The sequence below is a fragment of the Sphingomonas sp. S2M10 genome, assembly GCF_012650175.1.
Classification (GTDB): Bacteria; Pseudomonadota; Alphaproteobacteria; order Sphingomonadales; family Sphingomonadaceae; genus Sphingomonas.
The window spans coordinates 22,508-35,796 of record NZ_JAAILI010000017.1; the positions used below are offsets into that span (position 1 = coordinate 22,508).

10 protein-coding genes and 1 pseudogene are annotated in these 13,289 nt (G+C 69.6%); 5 read left to right on the forward strand and 6 right to left on the reverse strand.

Annotation, left to right across the window (positions count from 1 at the left end; translation table 11 throughout):
- The first annotated feature begins 82 nt into the window (after positions 1 to 82).
- From S2M10_RS05785 to S2M10_RS23090, 3 genes are read left to right on the forward strand one after another with little or no spacing between them, the layout of a single operon-like run.
- Complete coding sequence (locus S2M10_RS05785) at positions 83 to 2,587, forward strand: TonB-dependent receptor (RefSeq protein WP_168845250.1); 2,505 nt, start codon at positions 83 to 85, stop codon at positions 2,585 to 2,587.
- Complete coding sequence (locus S2M10_RS05790) at positions 2,587 to 3,741, forward strand: YdcF family protein (protein ID WP_168845251.1); 1,155 nt, start codon at positions 2,587 to 2,589, stop codon at positions 3,739 to 3,741. Before S2M10_RS05785 ends, S2M10_RS05790 begins: the two co-directional genes overlap by 1 nt.
- A 12-nt stretch (positions 3,742 to 3,753) precedes the next feature.
- On the forward strand, positions 3,754 to 4,737 hold the full coding sequence (locus S2M10_RS23090; protein ID WP_348770537.1) for a nuclease: 984 nt from the start codon (positions 3,754 to 3,756) through the stop codon (positions 4,735 to 4,737).
- Positions 4,738 to 4,790: 53 nt separating this feature from the next.
- Here S2M10_RS23090 and S2M10_RS05795 read toward each other — a convergent pair.
- Together S2M10_RS05795 and S2M10_RS05800 are read right to left on the reverse strand one after the other, a co-directional pair.
- Positions 4,791 to 6,029, reverse strand: a pseudogene (locus tag S2M10_RS05795) (MFS transporter); the annotation flags it as partial.
- Positions 6,030 to 6,138: 109 nt separating this feature from the next.
- Positions 6,139 to 7,341 carry an alginate export family protein gene (locus S2M10_RS05800; RefSeq protein WP_168845253.1) on the reverse strand — a complete coding sequence of 401 codons (1,203 nt, stop codon included), beginning with the start codon at positions 7,339 to 7,341 and terminating at the stop codon, positions 6,139 to 6,141.
- Between the two features lie 167 nt (positions 7,342 to 7,508).
- On the opposite strand from S2M10_RS05800, the gene S2M10_RS05805 reads away from it, so the two are divergent.
- Positions 7,509 to 8,942, forward strand: a complete 1,434-nt coding sequence (locus S2M10_RS05805; RefSeq protein ID WP_168845254.1) for a carboxylesterase family protein — start codon at positions 7,509 to 7,511, stop codon at positions 8,940 to 8,942.
- Here the strand turns inward: S2M10_RS05805 and S2M10_RS05810 are convergent.
- The 4 genes from S2M10_RS05810 to S2M10_RS05825 are packed head-to-tail and all read right to left on the reverse strand — an operon-like array spanning position 8,939 to position 12,292.
- Positions 8,939 to 9,544, reverse strand: a complete 606-nt coding sequence (locus S2M10_RS05810; RefSeq protein ID WP_168845255.1) for a response regulator transcription factor — start codon at positions 9,542 to 9,544, stop codon at positions 8,939 to 8,941. The two genes, S2M10_RS05805 and S2M10_RS05810, sit on opposite strands and share 4 nt — an antisense overlap.
- Positions 9,541 to 10,599: a histidine kinase gene (locus tag S2M10_RS05815; protein ID WP_168845256.1), complete on the reverse strand. Its 1,059-nt coding sequence runs from the start codon at positions 10,597 to 10,599 to the stop codon at positions 9,541 to 9,543. Before S2M10_RS05815 ends, S2M10_RS05810 begins: the two co-directional genes overlap by 4 nt.
- Positions 10,600 to 10,631: 32 nt before the next feature.
- A complete protein-coding gene (locus S2M10_RS05820; RefSeq protein ID WP_168845257.1) occupies positions 10,632 to 11,384 on the reverse strand; it encodes an ABC transporter permease in 753 nt (250 codons plus the stop codon).
- Entirely contained in the window at positions 11,381 to 12,292 is a 912-nt protein-coding gene (locus tag S2M10_RS05825; protein ID WP_168845258.1) for an ABC transporter ATP-binding protein, read from the reverse strand. The genes S2M10_RS05820 and S2M10_RS05825 overlap by 4 nt, the downstream gene beginning before the upstream one ends.
- A gap of 174 nt (positions 12,293 to 12,466) precedes the next feature.
- Here S2M10_RS05825 and S2M10_RS05830 point away from each other — a divergent pair.
- Positions 12,467 to 13,289, forward strand: an 823-nt coding sequence (locus S2M10_RS05830; RefSeq protein ID WP_168845259.1) for a DUF4403 family protein, incomplete at its 3' end; no start/stop codon positions are given.

Consider the following 13,289-nt stretch of genomic DNA (forward strand, 5'->3'; position numbering starts at 1 on the left):
TAATTTTCCCAAAAATAAATAAATCTGTCATGCCGGGCTTCCATCGGCGCCCCGAGTTCAGAACACACCGGGGGAATATCCGATGAAGAAATGCCATCTCGCCGCGGGCTGCGCAGTGATCGCCATGACCCTGCTGGCCGCGCCGGCCTTCGCCCAGGACAGCGGCACGCCCGCCGCGGATCCGGCGCAGACGACCGACGACGCCGCCGGCGACGACATCATCGTCACCGGATCGGCCCGCGCGCAGCGCCGCTTCGACGTCTCCTACGCGATCAACTCGCTCGGCCAGGCCGATGTCCAGAAGATCGCGCCGAAGAGCTTTGCCGATCTGCTCGGCACGGTGCCCGGCATCCAGGTGGAGGCGACCGGCGGCGAGGTGCAGAACATCACCCGCGTGCGCGGCATTCCCACCGATCGTGGCTATCTGATCTTCCAGCAGGACGGACTGCCGCTCTATCACGAGATCGACGGCGTCTTCTTCAACTCCGGCGAAGGCATGAACCGCTACGACCTGATGACCGAGCGCGTCGAGATCGTGCGCGGCGGTCCGGCGCCGATCTATGCCAGCAGCGCGGCGGCGATCGCCAACAACATCACCGTTTCGGGCGGACCCGTGGCGCGCGGCAAGGCGCAGGTGACGCTCGGCGATACCGGGCTGTACCGGCTCGACGCGATGCAGTCGGGCCCGATCAGCGACAACACCTATTTCGCCATCGGCGGCTTCCTGCGCCAGCATGACGGCTATCGCTATGGCGGCTTTCCCAGCGACAAGGGCGGCCAGATCCGCGCCAACCTCAAGCGCGAGCTGACCAACGGCACGCTCAAGGTCTCGGCCGAATATGTCAACGATCACAACGTCTTCTACCTGCCGATCCCGACCGCCGATCCGCGCAATCCGTCGGTCTCGCTCGACCGGTATATCGATTATTTCGAAGGCACGCTGAACTCGCCTTCGCTGCGCAACGTCAACATCAAGTATCGCAACGGCGCCGGTGCGGTGCAGAGCATGACCCGCGACCTCGCCGACGGCCGCCACATGCGCTTCTTCAACGCCGCGATCGACTATGATGCGGATTTCAACGGCTGGCAGGTCTCGGCCAAGGTCGGCGGCACCAAGGGCAAGTCGAGCTTCGACGCCTTCTACTCGACCACCAATCCGGCCGATGCGACGACCTTCGCCGCCGGCTATCTGACCGCCGCGCGCACCGCCTTCGGCGCCAATGTCGCGCGCCTCGGCTATGCCTTTGCAGGGACCAACGGGGCGTCGGCCTATGATCCCTCCAGCGCGTCGGGCCTGGTCATGTCGGGCCAGTATCGCGCCTCCGAATCGGACTTCTACTCGGTCCAGGGCGACCTGAGCGTCACCCGCAAGTTCGAGACCGGCATCGGCAGCCACGACGTCCGCGTCGGCGTCTATGGCTCCTTCTACGGCAACACGCTGCTCCAGGCCTATCAGGACATGCTGATCGAGGTGCGCAGCCAGCCGCGCACGCTGGACCTGCTCGCCTATTCGGCGACCGGCCAGGTGCTCGGTTCGGTGACCCAGAACGGTGTGCTGCGCTACACCACCACGCTCAACCAGGGCGAGGGCGACGCGCAGATGATCGCCTTCTACGCCAACGATACCTGGGACATCACCCGCGGCCTGCGCGTCGATGCCGGCATCCGCACCGAAACGTACAGCTACAAGGGCATCGCGCTGCCCACCACCCAGGTCAATCTGGGCGACGGCACCACGCTGGCGGACGACACCACCCGCGCCTTCACCGGCCAGGTGCTCGACCAGCGCCTCAAGCCGAACGCGACCAACTGGACGGTTGGCGTCAATTACGACCTGAACGGCAATCTCGGCGCCTATGGCCGCATCTCCAATCTGGAAGTGCCGCCGCAGCTGGGCGTCGTCACCGGCATCAACCCGACCATCGTCAAGACCAAGGCGCGCCAGTATGAAGTCGGCCTGAAGGCCAGCTTCGGCCCCAACTATCTCTACGCCACCGGCTTCTACACCAAGTTTAACCCGTTCAACGCCTCGTTCGCGGCGTTCAACCCGCTGACCGGCCGCAACGACCAGTCGCTGCCCTTCATCGGCGAGGCGACCGTCAAGGGCGTCGAAGTCGACGGGCGGGTGGTGCCGGTGCGCTGGTTCTCGCTCGACGGATCGGTGACCTGGCAGAATCCGGAATATGCCAATCTCCAGAATACCTCCGGCGCGGATCCGAGCGCGGTGAACGGCAACCAGATCGTTCGCGAGGCGAAGTTCTTCGGCAATGTGCGGCCGAGCTTCGACTTCACCGTCGGCGGCTACAAGGCGGCGATCTTCGGCCGCTACGAATGGGTCGGCCGGCGCTATGTCGACCTGTTCAATCGCACCGCGATGCCCGGCTACCAGACGATCAACGCCGGCGCCTCGATCGATCTCGGTCAGTGGCATCTCCAGGTCGCGGGGGACAATCTGTTCAACGCCCACGGCCTCACCGAAGGCAATACCCGCACCGACCAGCTGGCCGGCCAGGGGACCAGCGAGGCGATCTATGGCCGCCCGCTGTTCGGCCGCAACTTCCGCCTCATCGTCAGCCGCAGCTGGTGATGCGTGCGCTGCTCTCCGCCGCCATGCTCGCGGTGACGGCACTGTCCGCCCCGGCTTCGGCCGAGGCGGACGACGCGAGGATGGCGGCGCTGTCGGCGCGTCTGTTCCCGCTGCTCGACGCCGCCGGGCACGACCCGGCGGTGCTCGCGCGGATCGCACGGGCGCCCGGCATGGAGCGTGCGGCGCAGGCGCGGCGGGAACGGCGCGCCGCCTGCGGGGCGGACCTGGTCTGCCGCGCCCAGGCGTTGCTGTGGAGCGATGGCGAGGCCGATACCCTCCGCCGCGCGATCGCCGCGGAGACCGCCCTCCCCGCTGCTGAGGACGGCCGCGCCGCGCAGGCGGCGCGCGAGATCGCCGGCATCAACCTGGTGGTGCGCAGCTATGCGCTGGGCGCGCTGCCCGCCACCGCGATCGACGGCCCCGGCACGGTGTCTCCACAGGACCAGCAGACGCGGCTCCAGGCCGCCGACTGGCTGGCGGAGACGCCGCGCGCCGGATCGGCGCAGCCCCTGGACCCGAGCATCGACTATGCGCTGGCGCTGCTCGACCTCAGCAACCGCACCGATGCGATCGATCACGAGCCGCTGGCCGGCGGCGCCAATGCGGCGCCGATGGCGCGCGCGAAGACGCTGGACTGGTCGCGCTATCGCTACGCCGCGATGATCGTCACCGGCGTTGGACCCGAGATCGAGGGCGAGCCGCTCAGCCCCTTCGGCAAATATCATGTCCGGCTGGCCGCCCGCCGCTTCGCGCAGGGCGATATCGGCTTCATCCTCGTCACCGGCGGCCGCGCCCATCCGCGCGCCACGCCCTTCACCGAGGCAGATGAGATGCGCAAGGCGCTGATCGAGCGCTACGGCATCCCCGCCGAGGCGATCGTGATCGAACCCTATGCCCGCCACACCACCACCAATTTGCGCAACGCCAGCCGCCTGCTCGCGCGGCTGGGCGCCCCGGCGGGCAAGGAGACGCTGATCGTCTGCAACCCGATGCAGAGCGCCTATATCGAAAGCGCGAAGTTCACCGCGCGCAACGCCGCCGAGCTCGGCTACCAGCCGGGCACCGTCGTCCGCCGCGTGTCGCCGACCGAGCTGGTGTTCCGCCCCGCCTTGGCCTCCGCGCGCATCGATCCGCGCGATCCGCTCGATCCCTGACAAGGAACCGCCATGCGCCGCTTTGCCCTCTCCTTCGCCCTCGCCCTCACGCTCTGCCCCGCCGTCGCCCATGCCTGGGGCCATACCGCGCATGCGGTGATCGACCGCGCCGCGATCCAGGCGATTCCCGAGGGCGGGCCCGTCTTCCTGCGGCGCTATGCCGACTATATCGCCACCTCGGCGACGCTGCCGGACAGCTGGCGCGGCGACGCGGAGGGCTTCTCGAAGATCGAGGAAGATCCCAATCATGGCTGGTTCCGCGAGCAGTTCGCGTTCCTGAAGCCGATCCCGCGCTCGCGCTACGCCTTCATCATCGCGCTCTACAAGCGCTACGAGGCGATCAAGGACAAGGATCCGGCAACGGCCGCGCGTACCAACGTCCGCTGGACCGGCACGCTGCCCTATGCGGCGATGGAAGCCTATGAGCGGCTGATCGTGTGCATGCGCGGGGTCCGCGCCGCGCAGGCGAAGGGCGGCGATGCCTCGGTCCCGGAGCAGCACTGCGCCTTCCAGGCGATCCGCCTCGGCCATTATATCGGCGATGGCGCGCAGCCCCTCCACGACTCCGTGAACTCGGACGGCTGGCTGGGGCCGAACCCGAAGGATTATACCCGCGATCGCAGCATTCACGGCCGGTTCGAGACCCGCTTCGTCGACGCGATCGGGCTTACCGCGGCGGACATCCTGCCGCGGATCGGCGCCCCCGCGCATCAGCAGGGCGATATGTTCGACGCGGTCCTCGGCTTTCTCGATCAGTCGGGCGACCGGATGGAGCGGGTCTACCAGCTCGAGCAGCGCGACGGCTTCGCAAACCCCGCGGACCAGGACGTGCGCGCGCTGGTCTATGAACGCACCGCGGCGGGCGCGGCGATGCTGCGCGACATGCTCTGCCGCGCCTGGGCCGAGAGCGCCGCGCCGCCGGCCCGGGTGACGCCCGGGCCGCTCGATTTCTCCAACCCGCGCTTCGATCCCGAGACCGGCTCCGCACCGGCCTGACGCCGCGCCAGCGCGCGCAGCAGCACGGCATGGCGACCATGGTCGAGCGTGAAGCGGCGGAGCAGCAGCATCGCCAGCAGCGCGCCGGCCAGCGGTACGCCGAGCCCCAAGCCGAGCATGCCGATGCGCACGCTGGCCGCCTGCACCGCGCCCGGAACATAGCCGAGCGCGCCCAGCACCCAGCCGATCATCGCGGTCGACGCCGCGCCGCTGGCCTTGACCAGCACGAGATAGAAGGCGAACAGTCCGGTCTCGTAGCGCCGGCCATGCCGCCATTCGACCACATCGACCGCATCGGCGAGCAGCCCCCAGGGCAGCATGAACACGCTGGCAAAGCCGAAGCCGATCAGCGCAGCGCCGGCCATCTGCCCCGCAGGCCAGGCGATGCTGAGCACGAAGACCAGCAGGCCCAGCGCGCTGACGGCGTGCCCCGCACCGAGCAACCGGCTCTTGGCGAAGCGGTGGGTGAGCGCGGTCCAGCCGAGCACGCCGGCGAACTGGCCCATGGTCATCGCCCCCAGCAACAGCGTCACCGCGCCGGGGCGCGCCACCACATAGGTGCCGAGGTACATCAGCATCCGCCCGAAGCACGGCATGGCGAAGCCGGTCAGCAGCGCGAGTGCCCCCATCCCCAGCACCATCGGGTCGCGCAGCGGTACGGCGATGCGGTCGCCGCGCAGCGGTGGTACGGCACCACCGGCCCCGCGTGCGCCCGTGGCCCGAACGCACAGCAACATGGTCAGCGCGAAGACCACGCCTGTCCCGATGCCGGTCGCCGCCAGCGCATCGAAGTGGCGGGCGCGCCCGGCCTGCTGGACCAGCGGCGTGAGGATGCCTGCGATGGCGAGCGCGCTGGCGGTGCTGAAGAACAGCCGATAGCCCGAGACTCGGCCCCGTGCCCGGCTGTCGCGGCTAACCTGCGCCATCAGCGCGTTGTGCGGCACGTCCACCACCGCATAGGCGCCGCGGAACACCAGGATCGCCAGTGCCAGCATCCAGGCGCGGTGCAGCCCCAGCGCCGGCATCGCATAGATCAGCGCGAAGGCCGCCCCGCAGGGCAGGGCCGCGATCGCCACCGTCCAGCGATAGCCGCGCCCCGCCCCGCGCCAGCGCAGCACCAGCCGCGCCGCCAGCAGATCGAACACCAGGTCGCCGAGCACCGCGAACAGCATGATGCCGGCAGCCGCAGCGCCGCGCAGGCCCAGCACGTCGGTCAGCAGGAACAGAATCGTCAGGTCCGCGCCCCCGAAGACCAGCGCTTTGCCGAAATTGCCCGAGGCATAGGCGAGCATCCGGCCTTCTGTGGCGATACGGGCGATCGGCAGCGTCTTTCGTGCGGGGGTCCTGATCCTCGCCGCTGCTAAGCCGCAACCATGTCAGTTTGGCGACGGTGCCGCCGCCTCAATAGACCCAGTCCATCTGCAGCCAGAAGCGGCTGGTATCCGCGGCGAAGCGGTCCGCCTCGTACCGGGCATAGCGGACCGACAGCTGCGTCTTGCGCAGCTTGGCCGTGGCGAGCAGATTCCACTCGTCACCATAATGCTGGTCCAGCCGGTCGCTCTGGTAGCGGTGCCACACCGCTTGCAGGGAGAGGGTGTCGATCCCGCCCAGCTTCTTCCAGCCATGGCCCCCGCCCGCATAAAAATCGCGCACGCCGTTGGGCGGGGTAGTGGTGAGCTTGTCCGCCCAGCCCTGGAACTTGAACACGCTGCCGAGCGGCGTCTGGAAGCTGGTGAGCGTCTGCCCGCCATCGGCCCCGAGCACCTCGTAGCCGGCGTTGACGGTCCAGCCGCGCACGTCCAGCGCGGCATCGGCCAGCCAGTAATCGGCCCGGTAGCGCGTCGGATTGTGGTGATAGTCGGACTGGCGGGCCCAGCTAAGCTGGTAGCGCAGCTTCGCCTCGGGGGCGATTGCGCGGGCACCGGCCAGCCGCACGCCATAGCTCTGGTTGGACAGGCGGAAGCCCTGCACCTCGGCCTCGTCCTGATCCACCAGATAGGCGAAGCCGGTCAGCGTGCCCAAGGGCGTCGCGGCGCCGAGATTGGCGAAGACATTGTGGCCGCCCACGCCGCGCTGGCGCGCGCCCCGCCCCTCGGTACCCCAGATGGTGCGCACGTCCCAGGCATAGGTGAGGTCGAGCTTGAGCCCCTGCACCGGCACGATCTCGGTGCGCACCGCGTCGAAGGACTGGGCGTTGTTGCGGATCTGCGCCGCCCCGACAAAGCGTTCGTCGTCGAGCCCGATCCGCTGGCGGCCCGCGGTAACGGTCAGCGGCGCGGAGCGATATTGCAGCTGCGCGCGATAGATGGCGACATTCTCGGGATCGCCGATCGTCGGCCGATTGGCCGGGCCGTGCAGACCGTCATAATAGTCGTCGACCACCGCCAGATTGCCCTGCGCCTCGCCGAGGACCGACCAGGGGCCCTTGCGCAGCTCCAGGCCGGCGCGCACCCGCAGCGTCACCGCGTCCGATGCGGCGTCGAAGTCCGCCTGGTCGAGATGCTCCCATCGCGCCCGCGCCTCCAGCAGCGGCTTGAACGCGACCTGCTGCGCAAAGGCCGGTCCGGCGGCGACCAGCGCGGCAGTGGTGATCCAGAAACGCATAGGCTCAATTCTCCGCGGAACGGCGGCGCTACCCCTCGCCTCGCACCGCTCCCAGTTACAAAGTTTTTCCAGCGATGGCTCCCAAGGCCGGCCCCTGCCACTATTCTAGCGCGGTCGAAGCCAAAGCGGGCTATCAGGACAAGTACAATCGGAAGGGAGTAGGACGCATGGGGCCTTGGAGAACGACGCTGATCTGCGCGGCAGCAGCCTGGGCGCCGGCGGGTGCGGCGATCGCGCAGACCACCGGACCGATCGTCGTGACGCAGGCCGGCAAGGTGCAAGGCGCGGTGGACGACGGCATCGCGAGCTGGAAGGGCATTCCGTTCGCGGCACCGCCGATCGGGCCGCTGCGCTGGCGCGCGCCGCAGCCCGCGAGCGCCTGGCGCGGCATCCGCCCCGCCGTCACCTACAGCCATGACTGCATGCAGAAGCCGTTCCCCAGCGACGCAGCGCCGCTCGGCACCGCACCGGCGGAAGACTGCCTCTATCTGAACGTCTGGAAACCCGTGGCGGCAAAGGCCAAATTGCCGGTGATGGTGTGGATCTATGGCGGCGGCTTCGTCAACGGCGGCTCCTCCCCGCCCACCTATGCCGGCGCCGCGATGGCGAAGCAGGGGGTGCTGTTCGTCAGCTTCAACTATCGCGTCGGCCGCTTCGGCAGCTTCGCGCTGCCACAGCTGAGCCGCGAAGATCCGGACGGCGGACTGCTCGGCAACTATAATTTCATGGACCAGATCGCCGCGCTGCGTTGGGTGCGCCGGAATATCGCGGCGTTCGGCGGCGATCCCGCCAATGTCACGATCATCGGCGAAAGCGCGGGCGGGATGTCGGTCCATACGCTGGTCACCTCACCGCTGGCGCGGGGGCTGTTCCACAAGGCGGTGGTGATGTCCGGCGGCAATGCCGAGACCGCGAAGAACGCGACGCTGAAGGATGCCGAGGCCATCGGCGAAAACCTCGCGCGAGCGCACGGCATCGATCCCGCCGCGCCGGATGCACTGGCGAGGCTGCGCGCGCTGAGCGCCGAGGAGGTGACCGACGGGCTCAGCATGATGGAGCTGTTCCAGCCGAAGCCCGGCCCGCGCACCTATGGCGGGCCGATGCTCGACGGCAGGCTGCTCGTCGACCAGCAAAGGGCCTATGCCTCGGGCGATTTCGCGCATGTCCCGATGCTGATCGGCGCGACCAGTGCGGACATGGGCGGCAAGACCGGCTTCATGATCGGCGGCGCGCGCACCGCTACCGCGCGCATCGCCGCACAGAAGGTGCCGGTCTGGGCGTACCGCTTCTCCTATGTGGCGGAATCGGTGAACGCGGCCGGCGCCGGCCACGCGACCGACATCCCGTTTTTCTTCGACAATGCCGCGATCAAGTACGGCGCTGCGACCACGCCGCGGGACGTGCAGATGGGCAAGACGATCAGCGCCTATCTCGTCCGTTTTGCCAAGACGGGCGACCCGAATGGCCCAGGGCTGCCGGACTGGCCGCGCTACACCCCCCAGGGCGACGCGCTGCTGGATTTCGCAGCCGACGGCAAGGCAGCGGCGGGGCGCGATCCCTGGGGCGCGGAAATCGACGCAGCGGGTGCCGCCAAGCCCTAGAGCCAGCCGTTGGTCCGGGCGGTGCGGCCGGCCTCGATGCGGTTGGCCGCACCGAGCTTGCTCGCCGCTTCGGAAAGATAATTGCGGACCGTGCCCGGCGAAAGGCCCAGCCGCCGGGCGATGTCCTTGTTCGACAGACCTTCCTCGGCGAGGCGCAGGGCATCCCGCTCGCGATCGGTGAGCGGGTCGCTGCCGGCTTCCCAGGCGGCGGCGGCGAGCTCGGGCGGGATCACCCTGCCGCCGGCGGCGACCGTGCGGATCGCGGCGACCAGCATGTCGACCGGCGCGTCCTTCAGCAGATAGCCGCGCACCCCGGCGGCGCGCGCCCGGGCCAGATAGCCGGGGCGGGCAAAGGTGGTGACGATCACCACCGCCGTCCGCGCCTTCTCGACCGCGAGGATCTGCGCACAGTCCAGCCCGGTACGGCCGGGCATCTCGATATCGGTGAGCAGGATGTCGGGCGCGAGCGCGCGGACCAGGGCAAGCGCGGAGTCACCATCGGCTGCACGGCCAACGATCGCGAAATCCTCCTCGAGCGCAAGCAGTCCGGCGATCGCACCGAGCACCAGCCCCTGATCCTCGGCAATGACGATGCGGATCATGCCGGTACGCTCGCTTCCAGGCGGGTGCCGGGCTGGAGCGCTCGCAGCTCCAGCTGCCCGCCCGCCGCGACCAGCCGCTGGCGCATCCCCCGCAGGCCAGTGCCTTCGCGGAAGGAAAGGCCTACGCCGTCGTCCTCCACCACCAGCCGGGCATCGCCGGGCCCCGCCTCGAAGTCGATCGTGCAGCGGCGCGCGCCGGCATGGCGGATGACGTTGGTCACGGCTTCGCGCAGCGTCATCGCCAGCACCGCGCCCGCATCCGCGGGCACCGCGGCGGGGTCGCCGGTGACGACGGGCTGGATGCCCGCCGTCTCCAGCGCCGCGAGCGATGCGACCGTCTCCGTCGCCAGCGAGCCGCCGAGCTGGCCCGAAAGCGCGGCGCGGACCTCCGCCAGTCCGGAGCGCGCGGCGGCCGCGATCGCCTCCAGTTCGCCCTTCGCCATGGCCGGATCCCGGTCGAGCAGTCGCGCGGCGAGATCCGCCTTCAGCGCCACCAGCGTCAGCGTGCGGCCGACGACGTCGTGCAGGTCGCGGGTGATGCGCTCGCGCTCGGCGGTGCCGGCAAGGCGGCGGACTTCCTCCTGCGTGGCGAGCAAGGCCTGGGTCCGCTCGATATAGGCGGTCTGCGAAACGGTGAGCACGCCCGTCATCCCGACAAAGAGCACGCCGGGGCCGAACCAGAGCACCGGTTGCTGCAGCAGCATGCCGGTCACCGCCACCACCAGCGCGATGACGGCGATGGTCAGCAACGCCCTTTTGCGAGATGCTATGCGCCCGATCGTGGCGGCGCCGTAGATCGCGAAGGTCGTCCATCCGATCGGCAGCGGGGCGACGGCGATGCCGATCGCGACCATCGCCGCGCACGCGACGAGCAGCAGCCTTCCTTGCAGCCGAAAGGCGACAAGATAGATCGGCAGGAACACGGCGATCGCAATTGCGGCGCACAGGACCGTCGTCGCGGTCGGCGGTGCCCACAGCCAGGGAAAGGGCACGAAGATCAGATAGGCGAGCCAAGGCAGGCGGGCATCGCGCCATCGCTCATATGGCATCTGCATCGTTCCAGTCTCGCGGATGCGGGTCGGGGACGTCAAGCCGGGCTCCGCCGCCAGCCTGTCCAGGCCCAGGCCGCGCCGGCCATCGTCATCGCCAGCACCGCGCCCCCATGCATCCACGCGCTGCCCATCGTGTCCACGCCAACGATCGCCCGCGCGAGCTGGCCGAGATGGTAGGACGGCGTCCACGCCCCCACCGTCTGCATCCAGCCCGGCAGCAGCCGGCTCGGGATCCACAGCCCGCCCAGCACCGAGCAGCCGAGGAACAGCGCATTGGCGACCGCGACGGCGCCCTTGGCGCTCATCCGCATGCCCATACCGAAGCCGATCAGCGCAAAGGGGATGGCGGAAGCTAGATGCAGCAGCGTGAGCAGCGCCCAGGTGGCGGCGGGCAGTCGCACGCCCGCGACGATCGACAGCGCATCGATCAGCACCAGCGCCAGCGCGGTGGTGGTCACCGCCGCCGCCAGCTTGGCCGCGACATAGGCACCGGCAGGCATCGGCGAGACGCGCTTGAGCTCGATCAGCCCCTGCTCGCGTTCCACCGCAACGCCTGCGCCGAAGCCGAACAGTGCCGGGCCGGTGGCGGCGAACACGCCGTAGCCAGCAAGAGTCGCCACCGCGAAGCCGGGTGCCGGTTCGTGCGGCAGCGCCAGGGTGAACAGGCCGTAGAAGCCGGCCGGGGTGAGCACGGTCGGCAGCAGGAATTGCGGCAGGCGCAGGCTGCGCCTGATTTCGGTCAGCGCCTCGCGGCGCCAGACGCCGGTCGGGAGAGCAAGGGCGGTCATGCGGCGATCCTTTCCTGGGCGGACGCGAGCAGCGTCGCGATGGCGTCTTCGAGCGTGGCGTCGGCGATACGCAGCGCGGTCAGCGCCGGATCGGCAGCGAGCAGCGCCGCCACCGTCCGCGCGGCATCGGCGGTGAGGATATGCAGGTCCGCGCCCTCCATCGCCGCCTCGCGCACCGCCGGCAGCAGCGCGGCGACGGCCGGGTCGAGCGCAGTGCGGCAGCGGATCACCGATCCTCCGGCCCGCGCCCGCAGCGCCGCCGGCGTGTCGTCCGCGACGATCCGGCCGGCGTCCATCACCAGCACGCGGTCCGCCAGCGCATCCGCCTCGGCGAGATCGTGGCTGGTCAGCAGCACCGCCGCCCCTTCATCGGCGAGCGCGCGCACCGTACCCCACAGCGTCCGCGCCGCCCCGCGATCCATCGCCGCGGTCGGCTCGTCGAGCACGAGCAGATCGGCGCGGCCGCAGATCGCCAGCGCATATTGCACTCGCCGCGCCTGCCCGCCCGACAGCGCGCCGCAGCGTCGATCGGCCAGCTCGGTGAGGCCGGCCAGCAGCAATACCTCGTCCAGCGGGCGCGGATCCGGATAATAGCCGGCATGCAGCGTCACCAGCTCGCGGATGGTCAGCACGTCTGGAAGCCCCGCGCTCTGTAGCATGACGCCGAGCCGCCGGCGCGCCGCCGGACGGCGCGGGTCCAGCCCGAACAGCGCGGCGGTTCCGGCATCCGGTGCGAGCCGCCCGGTGAGCAGCGCGACCGAAGTCGTCTTGCCCGCCCCGTTCGGCCCCAGCAGCGCGGTCACCTCCCCGGCGCGAATGCCCAGGTCCAGGCCCTCGAGCACGCGTCGCCCGCCGAGCCGCTTGGACACCCCGGAAAGCCGCGCCACGGCGGCAAGATCGTCGATCATCGGTCCACTTCCCTTTCAGAACGCCACCGATCCTGCCCCGGCACGCGCATGGGCGGCAGTGACAGATGTCACCCCCGCGGCATGGCATCGCGCACCCGATGGGCCGCGCCGGAACGCAATCGCCCGTTGCGCGGTTCTGCTTCCTTGTTCCGGTTGAGCAACAAGGGGAATGGAATGCGCGGGCGGTTCACTTCGGCGTTGCTGCTGCTCGCGCTGGCCGGCTGCTCGGGCAATCGCGGCGGCGGCGCCCCGCCGCATGCGAAGGACCGCATCGAGGTGAAGCCCGAACTCTCCACCCTCACCCTGCCGCTGGAAGCCGATCTCGACGATCTTGCCGCGACGCTGGAGCGCGCCGTGCCGCGCCGCCTGTGGGATATCGACAAGCCCGATCAGCCCTGTGTCCGGCCCAGGCAGCTGGATCTGGGCATCGCCAAGCTGAAGACGCCGACGGTCAAGTGCCGGATCGTCGGAGAGGTCACGCGCGGACGGATGACGATCGGCGGCGAGGGCCAGCTGATCCGGCTGGCGATGCCGCTGCATGCGGTGGTGCGCGCCGAGGATATCGGCGGCGTGCTCAAGCGCGAGACTGCAACCGCCGATGCGATGGCGCATGCCGTCATCCGCCTCACGCTCGCCCCCGACTGGAACCCGCGCGGCAAGATCGACATCGATTATGCCTGGGCCAATGCCCCGCATGTCGACATCCTGGGCCAGCGCGTCGAGTTCACCGACAAGGCCGACCGCAAGCTCGCGCCCGTGATCGCCAAGCTGGAGCGCGAGCTGCCGGGCGAACTGGAAAAGCTGGGCGTGCGCAGAAAGATCGAGGATGCCTGGCGCTCCGCCTTCACCACCCTGTCGCTCAACCGCGAGAACCCGCCGGTATGGATGCGGGTGACGCCGCGGCAGCTGCGCTACGGCGGCTATGCGGTCACCGGCAAGCGGCTGGAGCTTCGGCTCGGCATGGAGGCGACCACCGAAACCTTTGTCGGCCCCCGCC

Excerpts from the sequence above, each read along its gene's own strand:
- S2M10_RS05785 (WP_168845250.1), top strand. The coding sequence starts at position 83 with ATGAAGAAATGCCATCTCGCCGCGGGCTGCGCAGTGATCGCCATGACC.
- S2M10_RS05790 (WP_168845251.1), top strand. The coding sequence starts at position 2,587 with ATGCGTGCGCTGCTCTCCGCCGCCATGCTCGCGGTGACGGCACTGTCC.
- S2M10_RS23090 (WP_348770537.1), top strand. The coding sequence starts at position 3,754 with ATGCGCCGCTTTGCCCTCTCCTTCGCCCTCGCCCTCACGCTCTGCCCC.
- S2M10_RS05800 (WP_168845253.1), bottom strand. The coding sequence starts at position 7,341 with ATGCGTTTCTGGATCACCACTGCCGCGCTGGTCGCCGCCGGACCGGCC.
- S2M10_RS05805 (WP_168845254.1), top strand. The coding sequence starts at position 7,509 with ATGGGGCCTTGGAGAACGACGCTGATCTGCGCGGCAGCAGCCTGGGCG.
- S2M10_RS05810 (WP_168845255.1), bottom strand. The coding sequence starts at position 9,544 with ATGATCCGCATCGTCATTGCCGAGGATCAGGGGCTGGTGCTCGGTGCG.
- S2M10_RS05815 (WP_168845256.1), bottom strand. The coding sequence starts at position 10,599 with ATGCAGATGCCATATGAGCGATGGCGCGATGCCCGCCTGCCTTGGCTC.
- S2M10_RS05820 (WP_168845257.1), bottom strand. The coding sequence starts at position 11,384 with ATGACCGCCCTTGCTCTCCCGACCGGCGTCTGGCGCCGCGAGGCGCTG.
- S2M10_RS05825 (WP_168845258.1), bottom strand. The coding sequence starts at position 12,292 with ATGATCGACGATCTTGCCGCCGTGGCGCGGCTTTCCGGGGTGTCCAAG.